This window comes from Micromonospora yangpuensis, from assembly GCF_900091615.1.
Taxonomy (GTDB): domain Bacteria; phylum Actinomycetota; class Actinomycetes; order Mycobacteriales; family Micromonosporaceae; genus Micromonospora; species Micromonospora yangpuensis.
The window spans coordinates 6,182,451-6,197,556 of sequence record NZ_FMIA01000002.1 but is presented as its reverse complement, the minus strand read 5'-3'; the positions used below and the strand labels follow the sequence as shown (position 1 = coordinate 6,197,556).

At 65.8% G+C, this 15,106-nt stretch carries 13 protein-coding genes, 1 tRNA gene and 2 pseudogenes; 5 read left to right on the top strand and 11 right to left on the bottom strand.

What is annotated here, in order from left to right; all coding sequences use genetic code 11:
- Positions 1-13 precede the first annotated feature (13 nt).
- From GA0070617_RS28100 to GA0070617_RS31900, 5 genes are all read right to left on the bottom strand, one after another.
- Positions 14-334: a DMT family transporter gene (locus GA0070617_RS28100; protein WP_091445226.1), complete on the bottom strand. Its 321-nt coding sequence runs from the start codon at positions 332-334 to the stop codon at positions 14-16.
- A 403-nt stretch (positions 335-737) separates the two neighbouring features.
- Positions 738-1,268 (bottom strand): helix-turn-helix domain-containing protein, encoded by a 531-nt coding sequence (locus GA0070617_RS28095; protein ID WP_091445224.1) that lies wholly within the window; start codon positions 1,266-1,268, stop codon positions 738-740.
- Between the two features lie 104 nt (positions 1,269-1,372).
- The gene (locus GA0070617_RS28090) at positions 1,373-1,597 is read right to left on the bottom strand and encodes a hypothetical protein (protein ID WP_091445222.1); all 225 of its coding nucleotides are present in this window, start codon (positions 1,595-1,597) and stop codon (positions 1,373-1,375) included.
- Entirely contained in the window at positions 1,597-2,802 is a 1,206-nt protein-coding gene (locus GA0070617_RS28085) for a helix-turn-helix domain-containing protein (protein WP_229688669.1), read from the bottom strand. The genes GA0070617_RS28090 and GA0070617_RS28085 overlap by 1 nt, the downstream gene beginning before the upstream one ends.
- On the bottom strand, positions 2,789-2,953 hold the full coding sequence (locus GA0070617_RS31900) for a hypothetical protein (RefSeq protein WP_229688668.1): 165 nt from the start codon (positions 2,951-2,953) through the stop codon (positions 2,789-2,791). Before GA0070617_RS31900 ends, GA0070617_RS28085 begins: the two co-directional genes overlap by 14 nt.
- A 425-nt stretch (positions 2,954-3,378) precedes the next feature.
- Between GA0070617_RS31900 and GA0070617_RS28075 the strand changes: the two genes are divergently transcribed.
- Positions 3,379-3,780 carry a GntR family transcriptional regulator gene (locus GA0070617_RS28075; RefSeq protein ID WP_091445218.1) on the top strand — a complete coding sequence of 134 codons (402 nt, stop codon included), beginning with the start codon at positions 3,379-3,381 and terminating at the stop codon, positions 3,778-3,780.
- A gap of 379 nt (positions 3,781-4,159) precedes the next feature.
- On the opposite strand, the gene GA0070617_RS31890 is transcribed toward GA0070617_RS28075, so the two are convergent.
- Positions 4,160-4,504 (bottom strand): DivIVA domain-containing protein, encoded by a 345-nt coding sequence (locus GA0070617_RS31890; protein WP_091445214.1) that lies wholly within the window; start codon positions 4,502-4,504, stop codon positions 4,160-4,162.
- A gap of 267 nt (positions 4,505-4,771) precedes the next feature.
- On the opposite strand from GA0070617_RS31890, the gene GA0070617_RS28060 reads away from it, so the two are divergent.
- The gene (locus GA0070617_RS28060) at positions 4,772-5,863 is read left to right on the top strand and encodes an NsdA family TPR-like regulatory protein (protein WP_229688666.1); all 1,092 of its coding nucleotides are present in this window, start codon (positions 4,772-4,774) and stop codon (positions 5,861-5,863) included.
- Here GA0070617_RS28060 and GA0070617_RS28055 read toward each other — a convergent pair.
- Positions 5,826-6,398, bottom strand: a complete 573-nt coding sequence (locus GA0070617_RS28055) for an NUDIX hydrolase (RefSeq protein ID WP_229688665.1) — start codon at positions 6,396-6,398, stop codon at positions 5,826-5,828. The genes GA0070617_RS28060 and GA0070617_RS28055 overlap by 38 nt on opposite strands.
- 360 nt (positions 6,399-6,758) lie before the next feature.
- Positions 6,759-7,113, bottom strand: a pseudogene (locus GA0070617_RS32260) (NUDIX hydrolase); the annotation flags it as partial.
- A 645-nt stretch (positions 7,114-7,758) separates the two neighbouring features.
- Between GA0070617_RS32260 and GA0070617_RS30245 the strand changes: the two are divergent.
- Positions 7,759-8,763, top strand: a complete 1,005-nt coding sequence (locus GA0070617_RS30245; RefSeq protein ID WP_139135792.1) for a hypothetical protein — start codon at positions 7,759-7,761, stop codon at positions 8,761-8,763.
- A complete protein-coding gene (locus tag GA0070617_RS28035) occupies positions 8,753-9,265 on the top strand; it encodes a hypothetical protein (RefSeq protein WP_139135791.1) in 513 nt (170 codons plus the stop codon). Before GA0070617_RS30245 ends, GA0070617_RS28035 begins: the two co-directional genes overlap by 11 nt.
- 447 nt (positions 9,266-9,712) lie before the next feature.
- Here the strand turns inward: GA0070617_RS28035 and GA0070617_RS28030 are convergent.
- A pseudogene (locus tag GA0070617_RS28030) lies at positions 9,713-10,574 on the bottom strand (transposase).
- 1,446 nt (positions 10,575-12,020) lie between these two features.
- Between GA0070617_RS28030 and GA0070617_RS28025 the strand changes: the two are divergent.
- On the top strand, positions 12,021-13,265 hold the full coding sequence (locus GA0070617_RS28025; RefSeq protein ID WP_091434154.1) for an IS256 family transposase: 1,245 nt from the start codon (positions 12,021-12,023) through the stop codon (positions 13,263-13,265).
- A 2-nt stretch (positions 13,266-13,267) separates the two neighbouring features.
- Here the strand turns inward: GA0070617_RS28025 and GA0070617_RS28020 are convergent, their stop codons facing one another.
- Complete coding sequence (locus GA0070617_RS28020; protein WP_217628876.1) at positions 13,268-13,600, bottom strand: CPCC family cysteine-rich protein; 333 nt, start codon at positions 13,598-13,600, stop codon at positions 13,268-13,270.
- Positions 13,601-14,955: 1,355 nt separating this feature from the next.
- Positions 14,956-15,029 (bottom strand) — tRNA-Pro (locus GA0070617_RS28010).
- Between the last annotated feature and the right edge of the window lie 77 nt (positions 15,030-15,106).

Below are 15,106 nucleotides of genomic sequence, written 5' to 3'. Positions count from 1 at the left end.
TCGCTCGCCGGGGTCAGTGGGCGGAGTTGAGGTTGAGGATGACCACCCCGGCGATGATCAGGGCGACCCCGGCCACCTTGGTCAGGCTCAACGGCTCACCGAGAAAGGCGGCCCCGATCGCCACGATCGCCGCCGTGCCGAGCCCGGACCACATCGCGTACGCCACCCCGACCGGCACGGTCCTGACCGCCTGGGCGAGCAGCGCGAACGCGATGACGTAGGCGACGACCAGCCCTACCGTGGGCCAGAGCCGGGTGAACCCGTGGGTCGCCTTGAGCAGGCTGGTGCCGATCACCTCGGAGGTGATGGCCCCCAGCAGGAACAGATACGCCACGTGCTCCGTCTCCGATCTCCTGGTACGAGCTACTCGAAAGATCTTGGAAGATAACGGCCCCTCTGGGGGCCGTTATCTTCCAAGATCCGAGGGACCACGCGCTCAAGTCGAGCGAAATCCTGCGACAGGCGATGGTGTGGCGAGACTCCCGCAGCCGTTGCAGCGCCATCGAGGTCAGCCTGCGGTATCCAGATCAGCCTCGCCCGTAACAGGCTCAGAGCGACGCCGACCGGCTCCGAACAGCCTCGTTGACCCGATTCGCCACCCACGTCGAGCTACACCGCGCCCTCATGATGGCCAAGCCCGCGACCGATCCGACGGACTCACCTACGCTTGACGAGCGTGGCTGACCCTGCCCGCAGACCGCCGCTCACAGACCCTCGGACTTGCCGTGAACACAGCTCTATTCTGTCAGGCCACGTCGTCGACGAGCGATTGCACGCCGAGACTCTTTCAGCCGTTGTAGCGTCACGTCGAGGTCTTCTTCGTCGTCGATACTCACCGATGTGGCTTCCAGGGCGGCGTATTGCTCGGCCCGGCGCTGCTCTCGGTAGGTAAGGAGGTCGGGCAGTTGAACCCTGCGGTGGGTTCCTACCCGCTCGAACGGAATCTTTCCTTCGTCGAGCAGTTTGACCACCGTGGGGCGGCTGACTCCAAGCAGGTCGGCAGCTTGTTGGGTGGTCAGCGTCAGAGTTCGGGGAGCCACTGTGACGGCAAGCCCCTGCTGTAGCGCCTCGACCACCTGACGGAGCACTCCGTAGATCTCCGCCGGAAGCTCGACCCGGTCGGCGGGGGTGGCTCCGGCCAGGAAATACCGTGGCTCCAGCGCCCCTCGGCCAGCCCTCTCGTGGGCCCTGATGAAGTCGTGAACCTTGGCTACCTCCCGGTCGTCCTCTGGCAGGTAGGTCTCTTCCTTGAGAGCAACTACGGTCACGCGCTCACCCCCTCAACGGATGAATCGTAACCCCCTTCGTTTCTTGCGTCTACTGAATGCTGGGTTCCGTGCCTGGGAACCGTCCGGACAGGCATCCGCCGAGGTCATAGGGGCTGCGGTGGGTCGTCGGAGTCGGGTGCGGTGCGCCAGAGCTGTAGTTCCCTGGCGGCGTGTAGGACGTCGCGGGCGGCGTCGGCTATCGGGCAGCCGGTCGTGCGGCAGCTCGGGCATCGGCGGTCTGGCCCTGGTTGGTGCTGGCGGAGGACCTGACGGGCGGTGAGGACCAGCCGGTTGTGGATCTGCGCCAGGCTCAGGAACGGGCCGGTCATCAGCCGACTCCGAGCGAGATGGCGAGGTGGGTGATGGTGGTCGGGGCGCGGGGGTCGCGGGCGATCTGACCGAGGAGGTCGCGGCCGGCGGGTCGGTGGCGTACCTCGGCGGGTGCGGTCCGGTCGGCTTCGGCCAGGAGCCGCCCGGCGGAGAATGCGTCGTCGGTGTGCAGGTGGGCGCGGGCGGCGTCGATCAGGTGCGCGGCGCGGTGTTCGGTGGCCAGCCAGCGCCAGCCGTCGCGGCGGATGCCGCTCTGGTGCCAGACGATGGCCTGCCCGGCGTCGCCCAACTCGACCGCTGCCGTGGCGCGGGCCAGGGCCACGCTGGTGGGCCCGAAGCCGGTCCGGTGGTGGTCCAGGCCGTCGCCGACCTGGGCGGCCAGCGCGGTGGCCTCGTCGAGGAGTTCGGCGGTCGCGGAGTCGTCGCCGTCTCGGGCCGCGGCCAGGGCGGCTTGGATCAGGAGCGTCCCGCAGAGGGAGAGCTCGGGGCCGGGGGCGTATTCGGGTACGGGTGGGGCGATGCGGTAGGCGGCGGCGAGCATCACCGACTTCGCCTCTCGTGCCCGTCCGGCGGCGCGCAGTACCTGTCCGAGTTGCACGGCGGAGGCGGCGACGAGGACCCGGTCGCCGGTGGCGGCGATCATCGCCCGGTCGACAGCCAACCACGCCAGCCCCGCATCACCGAGCTTGACCAGGAGCGCGGCGGTGACACGGTACGCGTGCACCAGTGGTACCCATCCGCCCGCCGGGTCGGCGGCGTGGGTGCGTTGGGCGTCGGCCAACAGGCCGGGCAGGAGGGTGACCAGGTGGGGGTAGCGGGCGTACTGGAACGTGGTCCAGGCGTGCTCCACCTGCCGGGCCAGGCGGTCGGCGGGCAGGACCTGACGACTGCCCGGCGGCCTGCCGAGGGGGATCTCGTAGCGGGACAGGGCCGCCCGGATCCGCTCGACCTCGTCTGCCCGTGCGATGACGCCGACGGGCTGGATGGTGCGACCGAGAAGCACGGCGGTGTCAATACGGAGGACCGTGGCGATCTCCTGGAGGGTGGAGACCTTGTCCAGGGCGCGGACGCCGCGCTCGACCTTGTCGACCCAGCTCTTGGACTTGCCGAGCCGATCGGCGAACACCTGCTGCGACAGGTGTCGCCGACCCCTCCAGTACGCCACCCGCCGGCCGATCGGTAGCGAGTTGTCAGCGCTGCGCATCACGCCACCGACGATCCGAGACCACCCGTGTCGTCTCCTCGACCGGAACCCGCTCCGCCTCGGCCAGCGCCAGAATCCGCTCCCTGGCCGCCGCATGCTCAGCCGCCTGCACCTGCTCGCCCAGACTCTTGACCGGCTTGTCGTCACTCATCGCCACCTCCACGGGTGTGCTGCGGCGGGATGGGAGGAACCGCCACCGCTGCGCTCGGTTGGAATGCGACCGGGGTTCATGTGCCACACCGTCCGCGCCTAGCGTCTCCTCTCCTGGCCAGTGGCCACGGTTGATGGGGATGCGGTGTCGGGCGTGGCAGGGCAGGTCGGCTCCGCAGCGGCAGATCCGCCGCCACTTCTGCCAGGACCAGACCGATCGATGCCGCCGGGCAAAGCTGAGGGCGGCGGCTACCAAGTACTCCTCGTACGAAACGCGTGGCACCAGATCTCCCCTCGGGCGGGTCGACGGCGCGGAGGCCGGGCCTGGGCCTGTCATCCGGCCGCCGCGCCTGCTCGTTCACCATACCGACGTAGGACTGTAGATACAATAAGATGTAGAACTGTAGGACACGTAGCGTCACATTCGTGATCGACCCCAGCTCGGATCGGGCCGTGTTTCGGCAGCTCGCAGACCTCCTGCGGGACCGGATCACGTCTGGCGACATCGCGCCTGGTGCGTCACTGCCGAGTGAACTACGGCTGGCTCAGGAGCACGGGCTTAGCCGTACGAGTGTGCGGCAGGCGATAGCAATACTCCGGTCGGAAGGGCTCGTGATCGTAGAACCGCCGCGCGGCACCTTCGTCCGGACCATCGAGCCGACCGAGACGGTGAAACTACTCAAGGGCGACACCGCCTCCGCCCGGATGCCGACGCCTGCCGAGCGCCGTGAACTGGAGATCGGCGAAGGCGTCCCGGTCCTCGTAGTCTTCCGCGCCGACGGCTCCCGCGAGCTGTACGCAGCCGACCGCGTACGCGTGGGCCGCTAGCAGCCGGTGAGCCCTCGCTTGTAAGTTCTGAGCGCGTCGTCCGTTGCCGTCCTCGGACGCCACCCGCGACGCCCTCAAGCGCCTGGGGATCATGTATCGCACCGACCGTGCCTGGGCTGAAGTCGGGTAGACCTCCGCGAGGACCGGACAGAGCAGTGTCCGTCGTGGTCAACGCGTCGTGCGCAGCGCAGGCCGCTGCCCAGCGGCAGGTCGCAGAAGACCCGATGGTGTACGCCCTGTTCGTCCTCGCCGGAGACGGTGGTCTCACCCGCATCCACCTCGGACCAGAAGTTCACGGATCGAGCGAGGCTGCCGGCGAACTGTCGCGCGGCGGTCAGGTCGGCGGCGGTGAACGGCAGGTGCGCCACAAAACGCTCGGTCACCGGACGCCCGCCAGGTCGCGGGCCATCTCGGTCTGCCATTGACGCAGAGCGTCACGAATCCGGTCGGCCTCGGCGTGAGTGACGGCTACCTCGGCGTAGAGACCGGCCAAATCGTCGGCGACCCGGTCGAGGAAGGCCCGCACCTCGGCGGCGTCAACCCCGTACCTACCTCGCGCGGTGAACAACCGCTCGCGGACCTGCCAGGGCCGCAACGGCCCGGCAACCACACTCCGGTACGCCGTCCCCCGCGACGGCTCACCCTCGAATCTCCGATGGGATTCCCGAATACGCGCAATTGCATGTCGACCGCTGCCAACTGTGCGGCGAAAGAGATTTCGCATTACCACGCCCTTCTCTCAGAGTTGAGGGAGGAAAAAGTCGCTGCGGCTTCGTCGCCGCTGGTCCTCGTCCCTGATCTCAGAAGACCCGATGCGAGCGGGAAGGGGTAGCCAACAGGGGTTAACTGTCCACAGTTACCTTGTGACCCCTTGGTATTGAGAGTCAGGTGATGCAAGCTGGCCATGGGCGCCAATCGGCAGACGGGGATATGAATGAGCAATCATCTACGGCAGGCGAGACTCACACGTGGCTGGTCGCAGACAAGGCTGGTGCACGAGATCCAGCAGTTTGCTCGCCGAAGGTCGCTAAGCGTCGCCTCGATGGCGAGCCTTCGGGTCTACGTGTCCGAGTGGGAGAACGAGCGGCGGAAGATCTCCGCCGACTACGCCGCCATCCTCCGAAATCTGGTGGGCCTCACCGACGACGAGCTTTTCCGAGCAGACGAGGCAGCCGACCCGCCAGACGACGGCTACGCGAGACTGATCCAGCAACTCGATGCCTCATCTGCTGTCGGTCGCTCGATGGTCGAGGCCCTGACCGGCCAGACCGAACTCCTGCGCACCCTGGACCGCCAGTGCGGCGCGGCACGCCTGGTCGACCAGATGCACAGTCATCTGGGCAAACTTCAAGAATGCCTCTCCTTCACCGTGTTGCCTGAGTCAAGGCGTCCGCTTGCTCGCGCCCTCGCCGAGGCTGCCTCCCTCGCCGCCTGGCAGGCCCTCGATGTCGGCGCGGCCGACCGGGCCTGGCGACACTACGAACTGGCGAAAAGCGCAGCCAGGGAGGCAGAAGACTCGCTCTACCTCGCTCACGCCATGGGCGAGCAGGCCTACGTCCTGGCCGACGCCGGCCGACCAGAACTCGGTGCCCGTCTCGCCACAGAAGCACAACGACGCGTGGCTGACACCGCACCGCCCCGGCTGGCCGCCTGGCTCGCCGCTGCCGAGGCCGAACTGTGGGCGCTCAGCGGCCGATCGGACGAATGCCGCCGCTCACTGGACCGAGCCGACAAGAAGCTGTCGCTGACAACTGGCGTACGCGATCCGGAGCTGCCAGGAATCTTCCTGGACGAAACCCACCTCGCCCGCTGGCGAGGCCACTCCCTGGCACTGCTGGGCGACCAACGAGCCGTGAAGGAACTGTCCACGGCGCTGATGTCCATGGACCGGACATTCGTCAGAGCTGCCGCCGGCCTCCGATGCGACCTCGCCCAAGCACATCTCACCTGGGGCGAGCCGGACGCCGCTCAGGAACACCTGAGAGAAGCACGCTCGCTGACGAACCTGACCGGCTCGGTACGCTATCGCCAACGCGTCGAACGGATCAGGAAGACGATGGCCGCCGCGACAACCCGGCCATGACATGAAGCACCGCGACCAGCGTGCCGGCCCCCGCCAACTCCCCGCGCGCCAGGAGACCCGGCAACTCGTTGACGGGGATCCACTCGACGGGGCCCGCCTCCTCCGGATCGGTAGGTGTGCCTACCTTCACCGCGCCCCAGCCGACGAAGACATCGTGCGGTGAGTCGACCATGCCGATCATGGGTTGGAAGGTGACCACGCGTTGCACCACCCGGGGCCGCCAGCCCGTCTCCTCCTCGGCCTCGCGGCATGCCGCATCGGCTGGTTCTTCGCCGAGCTCGACCATGCCGCCCGGCAGCTCCCACGCCGACCGCCCAGGGATGAAGCGGTAGCGCCGCAACATGAGCACCCGCTCCTGCTCATCGACCATGGCGATGACCGCCACATGACCGAGCCGCACGACATGGTGCCCGAACCGTTCCATCCCAGGCGGCTGAACCTCAACGAGTCCGAGCCGGACCCATTCGCTGTCGTAGATCGACCGCTCACCAAAGATCGACCACGGCTCAGCATCGCCCGCCTCCCCGTCCCACACGCTGCCACCCTACCCATGCTCATCGGCCATCAGATCCTGAACGTGAGCGGATTACAACACTGGGTGGTTGGGCAGTTGCTCAAGATGTTGAAGGGCGTTCGATCCCTGCGCATGGACAGCCGCTAGGTACATAGCAGAGTCTTCAACCTCGCCCTGCTTTCCAGCGTCCCTGCCCAGCAGGGCGAACCCGGCCGGGCCTGCGCCCTCGGCGTGGAAGCCCTGGCCCTCCAACTTCGCTCCGCCTGAGCCGTCCGCTACCTGCACGACCGGCAAGCGCAACTCGCCCAGCACCGGCGGCTACCCGCCGTCCGGAACTTCACTGGCCGCATCGACGGCACCCTCGGCCGGCGACGTCGGCCCCTACAGCTTCCCGCGAGCCCTGCGCGCGATCCATCGCCAGCACTGCGATCACCCTGCCGGTACTGCAATCTCACGCCGGAGCACCAGCCTGTACGCCTCGTCGAGCGGAATCCAGGTGACCTGCTCCGCCTCGTTGACGTCCACGGGCGCGCCCTGGCCAGGACGAGAAGGTTCTCAGGGCCACAGTCCCGACCTGCGCTTGGAAGGACAGAAACGGCTGCACCGCCTAGGGTTGCCGGCCGATTTCCTCCTCGACCTTACCTACCGCGCACTACGCTAGGTGTTCCTCGCCATCGACGTAGCCGCCGTGCAGCTCCCACCAAGGGATGCTGTCGTACATCGTTCTGTGGGCGCGACCGTGGCAGTCGTCGCGTGTTGTCTGCCGCTGGTCGTGGCTTTTGCTGCCTCGTCTCGGCCTTATCTCACCTACTGAGCCCCGCCCATCTGCGAAAAGCCGCCTCTGTGCCAGAAATGTCACTCCCGCCTGTCAACATCGATGTATCTGACGACCAGAAGGGGCACCCTGACTCAGGGGCGCGGCAACGCTAACGAGAGTGGCGAGCGCTCGGGCGACCCCTGCAAGCCGTCACGCCAATAGAAACCATCCCGCCATCGATGCAACGTAAGCGGGGATCACGAAGGGTACGGCGAAGGCTGCCATCACGGTCGAGCCCGTATACGGGTAACTGCGTGCCGACTGCGCCTACGAGCTTGACTGATACCTGATGGTTTACATTGCTCTGTCCAAAGGTGCAGCAAATGAGATGTACGAGGTTGTCAAGCGACGTGGGGATCCTTCTCCGCCCGGCCTCGTAGCCCGGTTGTCGATGTCGGCCAACCCCAGGTGCAGGTGGGTTCCGTAGCCCAGGAAGGAGCAAGCGCGGCTTGCGTTGTCAAGCATCTAGCTGGGACGTGCGGTGGTACCGGGGCGGGATGAGTCATACAGCCGACAAGCAATATCGCGGAAAGTGATCGACCGGATACCCTATACGCTCGTCCAATGTTCACTGAAGCTAGGATCCCGATGAGTAGGCATGCCTTCGCCGCCTATGGTCTACACGTATCACCGCGCTACCGCCCGGATGAACGACTGCCGCTCGACGACATCGGAGGAAAAAGGGTCGGCCTCTTGTCACTCATTCACGGCCTCCTGCGGGATCTTAAGGATGAGCCACTTCGGGAAGATAAGTCCGAAGACTACCTTTACATAGATGAAGTTGAACCCTTGGGTGCCCGAATACATTTCAATGCCGAGTACGGGAAGTTCGGCCTCGAAGGGGGAATTCGGCACACCCGCAGCCATGAAACTACTCATACGTACGGGGCTGACGAATCCGCCATTGTTCCTATTCGGAACATGGTTCTTTGTCTGGCGCGGTCGAAGACTGCGGTGTTCTTTACGGAGCGTTACGGTAACCGTGGAGTAGGGAGTATTTTCCTCAGGCAGTTGGAGGCGGCATTCAGGGCGAAGTTCTCCGATCTAATCCTTCATTCAGAAAGCTTTATCGATAATGAGCAGTGGCGAGTCTTTCGTGAGAGATCTAAGCTTACCAGCGTGAAGGTCGTACGCTACAAGATATCGCACGATCTCGCAGATGGAATTGACCCCGAAGTTATTGGCAAAATTGTTTACGAGGCTAAGCCCCGTTGGGGTATTGAGGGTCTCGGAAATAGAATGAAAAACGGACTACTGGGTGGCGAACTTAAGGCGCACGGGCTTCTTGGTCTGTCCGAGGAAGATAGTGATGAGACGCGCCTTACGCTCAGTGATGGCGACCAGGAGCGCCAAGTAGTCCTTGGTAAGGAGAACTTGCCAGCGCTCGTGTATGCAGTTGATCATGATGGCAAGGAACGCGCAAAAGATTCTGTCGTATACAGCGAAATGCATAGCGTTGTCCCAGTCCTTACGAAGCAGCTTGGACTCGAACTTCCCGGGGACTGGGACTCCGCTGAGTGGCGAAAGGATCAGCTTACAGTGAAGATGGGAGCCGTCCGTGAGCGCTAAGTGGTCCGTGGCACCAATCATCAAGAAACAGCTGAACACCCTTGTCGACCAGAATGATCCGAAGCAGCGACCACGGGTAGGTGACTATCTCGGCCTTTTCGGACTTCCGCTGGCTCTTGCTGCTGCCGGATTCTTGACGGGCTTTCGCCTCCGTGGCGTGGAGGGGCTGCTAGCGGGTGTTGCGATCTTCACAGCGCTCCTATTCGGACTGCTGGTTCACGTTTTTTCGCTCGGACTCCGGATCACCGATGACCCCCGCATTTCAAAGAGTGGAAAGACGGCACAACTAGTCGATCAGCTCCAAGGTAACGTCGCTTACGCCGTTCTGGTGGGACTCTTTACCACCACGGTGCTTATCGTCGGAGTGAGTACGACCTTGAAGGATCATGCGCTAGGCGTGCCGATCAGCACGGTTTCTGTTTTCAGTATTTGTCACCTCCTTCTGATCATGTTGATGGCCCTGAAACGTACTCAAGCCGCATACGAGCAGTTTCGTCTTTAGCTCGGTGAAGTCCTGCAGCAGTGCCGTCGTCTTGTCAATCTGCTCTTGACGGTGCCGGGCAGCTACTCGCCCTAACTGGCAGAGGCATCAAGACGAAGATCTAGCGAGGGTGCTGGACGCTCTACACAGACACGGCTGCAAGATGCTCGACCCGCCCAAGTGCTACACGGTCCGTTGTCCGTGTGGGCTACATCAGCGACAAGTCCACCTCACGCCCTCCAACCCGAACTACGATAAGGAGGTCATCAGTGGGGCACGCCGACACGACTGCTGGATCGACGATGAAGGGGGTAGGACTAGATGATTCAGTTCCTGATCATCCACGGATTCGACGTACAGGACGAAGGCGGCAGACCAATCGCAGCTGAAGAGCTACACGTGCGCGGTGCGGAACTCATGGACGCCCTTCTCGATCGGGTCTGCTGCACCGATAGGTGACAGTTTCAGTCACGCGGCCTGACTCGCCGGCGGGGTCATGATGGTCTCGTACTCGATAGGGGTCAACCGGGACAGGGATCGTTGGCGTCGACGGCAGTGGTAGGTCCGTTCGACCCAGGTCACGATCGCGGTCCTCAACTGCTGCCGGGTCGTCCAGGTTCGGCGGTGCGGTGCTCGGTGATGTCGGCCAGCCACAACCGGTTCGGGCCATGGGCGGTGAAGTCGCGGCGCACCAGATCGTCGTGCACCGGCGGACCGACCTTGCCGCCCTTGCCCCGACGCTTGCGCTTGCTGAACGCGCTCCACCAGCCCATGGCGGAGCAGATCTTCCAGGCGGTGCGCTCGACCATCGGCTGGCCGGCAGCGCGGGCCTCATCGGCCAGGAACCGGTAGCCGAACTCCGGATCGTCGCGGTGGGTGTCGCACAACGCGTCCGCCCGATACGCCTGCGCCAGTTCGGCGTCGGTGACACGGTGGGCACGCCACCGGTAGTAGGGCTGACGAGCGATCTTCAACACCCGGCACGTCACCGCCACGGGGATCCCGTCGGCGGCCAGCTCACTCACGAGCGGGTAGAGCCTTTTCCCGGCAGATGCGCCTGCGACAGGTACGCAGCGGCCCGGCGCAGGACCTCGTTCTCCTGCTCCAACAACCTGATCCGCTTACGCGCCTCGCGCAACTCGGCCGACTCGCTGCCGGACGTCCCAGGGGTGGCGCCCGCGTCGATGTCGGCCTGGCGCAGCCACTTGAACAAGGTCATCGGGTGCACGCCGAAATCCTTGGCGATCTGCTCAACCGTCACGCCTGGCTCGCGGTCACGAGCGACACGCACGACGTCGTCACGGAACTCTCGGGGGTAGGGCTTGGGCACAGCGACATCCTTCCAGCCTGCCCACCAGGCAAGCCATTTCAGATGTCACCTATCGGTGCAGCAGACCCGGCCGGCCTGCTGCATTGCGCCGTGTCAGGCCAGCGGCGCCTGACCGTGCAGCGGCGGACAGGCGCCCTGCATCAGGCCCGTAACCGGTTGGCACACGACGAGCCGAAGTTCAACCGGCCCGTTGCCAAGCTCCACGCATTGCCCTACGCTAATAAAAATCGCCCACGGGGGAGGAAAGCTTGTGAAAAGGGTAAAGTTCGTGACCTCTATGGTTGGCGCGCTCGCGGCCGGGCTTTTCGCTGTCGTGGCAATCGGATCGCCAGCACAGGCGATACCGCCAGGAAGTGGCTGGATATTCGACAGCCACTGGGCGAAACAGTCTCACTGCCGCGAATTGGGGCAAGCCTACGTCGATGCGGGGGTCGTCGCGCGATACGTATGCGAACATGACTCGCCTGGCTACATTCTCTGGGTGAACAAGAGCTGACACGCCCGGGTCGCGCGCAGCCAGCCATCCCGTCTGCCGTCGACCCGCCCTACTGGGGAGCGGGCCGCCGCCCGGCCCGCCACGTCAAGACGGCCTTGACGGCTCGTACGGACGCTGGCGGGTCGGGCGGTGGTCTGCTCGGCTTGCCCGGGTCGACGGTGGCCGGGATGGCTCCCACCGCCACCACGCACGAACCGCAAGCCGCCGACGGACCCCTGGTCATCCCGGAGCCGGAGCACCCCCGCCGGAGGCGCAGTAACCGCCACCCCGCGACCCGCCGCCAGTTCGCCGACGCGGCCGGCGTCTGCTTCCTCACGCCGCGCGGTGCTCTCCGCGCGGCACGGCCGGCTGCCGGCCCCACCACCCCCCACCGGACAACGGCCTGTCCGTCACTCGGCGGCCCACCGGGCTACCCGCCCTTCGCGCCAGCCCGCCGGGCGTGTTGCGTGGCCGGAGTCGGAGCGCCAGCGGAGCGACGGACGCGCGCCCTGGCGGCGGCGCGTGCGGCCCGTTTAGGGCCGCCTTGATAGAGGTACAGAAAGTCCTCCCACACCGGCCGGCAGCTGGCTGTCCGGTCCCAGGACCTCCGTGGCAGATCGGTATCAGGACCTGGGTGACACTCCGCGAGAGCGCCGAATCGATCGGCGTGCGATCACAATCACGTCAAGTCGTTTCGCGCGCCGATCGGCGTCTGCGCTCTTCCCAACGGGCTTGTCGTCTGGCATAGGCACGCCGCGCATCTGCCAGGCTGACCGGCCGTTCGGCGTAGGCACGCCGGGCATCCGTCAGACTTAGCGAGCCATTGGGGCCGCCTCGCACCGTGTCCGCGTCTGGTCACGTCCACGGGAGTGGTGTACGACTTGCCCGTGTTGGGCGTGTTGCGTAGATGAGAGACGGCCATCGCGTCGATCCTTCAAGACGACCAAGTCAGAGAAGGAGATGAGGACGCGATGGCCGCTTCAGAGAGTGTGAACCCTGTTGACCTGCTGCGCGAGCAGATCGAGGGCGCGTCGCCGGATGTGTTGCAGGCGATGATCAAGACGTTCGCGCAGGCGGTGATGTCCGCCGAGGCCGACGCGATCTGCGGCGCCGCATATGGGCAGCGCAGTGATGAGCGGGTCAACTCCCGTAACGGCTACCGGACCCGGGAATGGGATACCCGCGCCGGCACGATCGACCTGGCGATCCCGAAGCTGCGGCAGGGCTCCTACTTTCCCGACTGGTTGCTGACGCATCGGCGGCGGGCCGAGCAGGCCCTCGTGTCGGTGGTCGCGACGTCGTATCTGCTGGGGGTGTCGACGCGGCGGGTGGAGAAGCTGGTCGAGCAGCTCGGCATCCGGCAGTTGTCGAAGTCGCAGGTCTCGGAGATGGCGCAGCATCTGGACGCGCAGGTGGAGGCGTTCCGCAACCGGCCCCTGGACGCCGCCCACTACACGTTCGTGTGGACCGACGCCCTGACCATGAAGGTCCGCGAGGCTGGCCGGACCGTCAACGTCCACGCCCTGGTCGCGGTCGGGGTCAACGCCGACGGCCAACGTGAAGTCCTCGGCATCGACGTCGCCTCGGACGAAGACGGCGCGGGGTGGCTGGCGTTCCTGCGATCCCTGACGGCCCGCGGACTGTCGGGCGTCCAGCTGGTCATCTCCGACGCTCACCGCGGCCTCGTGGCAGCGATCGGCGCCGCGCTGCCCGGCGCCACCTGGCAACGATGCCGCACCCACTACCTGCGCAACCTGCTCACGAAAGTCCCGAAATCAGCGCAGCCGTGGATAGCCACCCTGGTCCGCACGATCTTCGACCAGCCCGACACCGACGCCGTTCACGCCCAGTTCCGGCGGGTCATCGCCACGATCGAGGCGAAGTTCCCGGCCGCCGCCGAGCACCTCGACGCCGCCCGCGACGACCTGCTCGCCTTCACCGGCTTCCCACGCGAGATCTGGCGCCAGATCTGGTCCAACAACCCGCAGGAACGCCTGAACAAGGAAATCCGCCGCCGCACCGACGTCGTCGGGATCTTCCCCAACCGAGCGGCCATCATCAGACTCGTCGGCGCAGTCCTAGCCGAACAGACCGACGAATGGACCGAAGGACGCCGCTACATGGGCCTGGAACTCCTCGCCAAAGCCCGCCTGACCACCCTCGACACCAACCAACACGACACCAACCAGCCCGACCCCACCCCGATCGCCGCATAACATCAGACCGGATCACGCGATGGCCGTCTCTTACACCACCAGCGCGGACGTGACCCCGCGTCTTCGTCATCCTGCCCGTCGTCCTCCCAGCCGCAGGCGAAGCAGATCTCGAACTGACCTCGCCCCTCAATCGTCGGGTGCCGACAGCAGGGACACGCATACGGTTCGTCACCCGCTTCGGCCACTACAGATCGCTGGTTCAACGCCTCGACGTACTGCTCGAACCACCTGGTGCGGCGCGCGAGTTCTTCCGCGGACGGCCCCTCCTCCTTACCGGCATGATCGTCCATCAGCACCTCTCGCTGTCGATCCAGTTCAAGGATCGAGTTCAGCACAGAAAGGCCCCCGGAGGGAGGCGGCGCTACCGCTTCGCTTACACGTACCTTCCGTAACTCTGTCGCCACGAACTGCCCGAGGCAGACAAGATGGTCTAACGGGACGTGTCACGCACGTCCTGAGACCCGACACGGCCGGCAGCCGGCTGGATCGCCTCCGGTCCGGGGTCACGGCGGGTTGACGCGTCGGTGCTCGGTGCTAACGTGTTCCTCGTCGAGCACGCCAGCGCGGCCTTCCCGCCGGATCGCTGAACTTGAATTCGGAGTTGCTGGCGGCCTTCCTGCCGCTGACGCGGGTCACGTCCCGCCTGCTCTCGATCGCACCGGCGACTGCGCCGGTCCGAAGTCCGCTGAGCGGCCCAGCACGGCCTTCCCTGCCGTCCACGATGGCCCTCGGATTCGCACACCTCGACGGGTGGGGATCGCCTGCGGCAACCACCGGAAGCCGACGACCAGGCACCCCACCCGTCCCGGCATCACCCAGAACACAGGAACCCAGCTCAACGGCGGTCCAAGGCCGATGGCCTGCACCCGCCCTCCGGTGTGAGCCGCCCTCTCCGGCGGTGGCAGGAGACACCACGAACACCACCGACGGACACCGCTCCGGCGTCCGGTGGCAGTTCGTCGCCCGTCCCCTGCCACCCCTTGAGGAGAAAACCGTGTCCACCCTCACTACTTCGGCTGGCTGGAGCACACCCGCGCAGCCGGAGGCTGCACCCGCCCGATCCGCCTGGCCGGCACCCTCACCGCCGTCACACCCGGCACCACTGGATCAACGAGGTGGCCCGCACCTGCCAGTGCCGGCCAAGGGCAAGGACGCCTGCCCGGAACTCAGAAAGCGTTCCTGCGCGCTCGGCCGGTGCTGCGGTGACGTGCTGTCCGCCCGCACCGTCAAGGACGTCCGGGGCGTGCTGTGCTCGGCGCTCAACCACGCGGCTACCGAGGAGCTGGTCACCCGCAACCCCGCCGCACTGGTCAAGCTTCCACCGGTCCGCCGCCGCAGGGGCCGGGTGTGGACCAGCGACGAGGCGCGTCGCTTCCTGGAGTCCGCGCGGCTCGTTGTACGCCGCGTACCAGCTGATTCTAGTGTTCAACCTGCGCAAGGGGTGAGGTGCTCGGCCTCACCGGGGACGCCGTCGACCTGGCGGCGGGGGAGCTGTCAATCGGCTGGCAGTTGCCGCGGGTCGGCGGCCAACTGCTGCACCGGAAACTAAGACGCCTACCTTGAACGCCACCCGCGATGCCCTCAAGCGGCCGGGCGAGAGCCTGCGGTGATCACCGCCGCTGGTGTACTCCACTGCTGTACAAAGCACTAGAGGGCACATCCATGGATCGGATGTGCCCTCTGACCTCTGTCGGGGTGGCCGGATTCGAACCGACGACCTCTTCGTCCCGAACGAAGCGCGCTACCAAGCTGCGCCACACCCCGAGGCGTGCCGACAAATAGTAGCCCACCCCGCTCCGGGGGCAAACTCAGTACCCCACCCCCCGACGGAGGCAGCCGGA

Excerpts from the sequence above, each read along its gene's own strand:
- GA0070617_RS28085 (WP_229688669.1), bottom strand. The coding sequence starts at position 2,802 with ATGCGCAGCGCTGACAACTCGCTACCGATCGGCCGGCGGGTGGCGTAC.
- GA0070617_RS30245 (WP_139135792.1), top strand. The coding sequence starts at position 7,759 with ATGTTCACTGAAGCTAGGATCCCGATGAGTAGGCATGCCTTCGCCGCC.
- GA0070617_RS31900 (WP_229688668.1), bottom strand. The coding sequence starts at position 2,953 with ATGAGTGACGACAAGCCGGTCAAGAGTCTGGGCGAGCAGGTGCAGGCG.
- GA0070617_RS28025 (WP_091434154.1), top strand. The coding sequence starts at position 12,021 with ATGGCCGCTTCAGAGAGTGTGAACCCTGTTGACCTGCTGCGCGAGCAG.
- GA0070617_RS28090 (WP_091445222.1), bottom strand. The coding sequence starts at position 1,597 with ATGACCGGCCCGTTCCTGAGCCTGGCGCAGATCCACAACCGGCTGGTC.
- GA0070617_RS31890 (WP_091445214.1), bottom strand. The coding sequence starts at position 4,504 with ATGCGAAATCTCTTTCGCCGCACAGTTGGCAGCGGTCGACATGCAATT.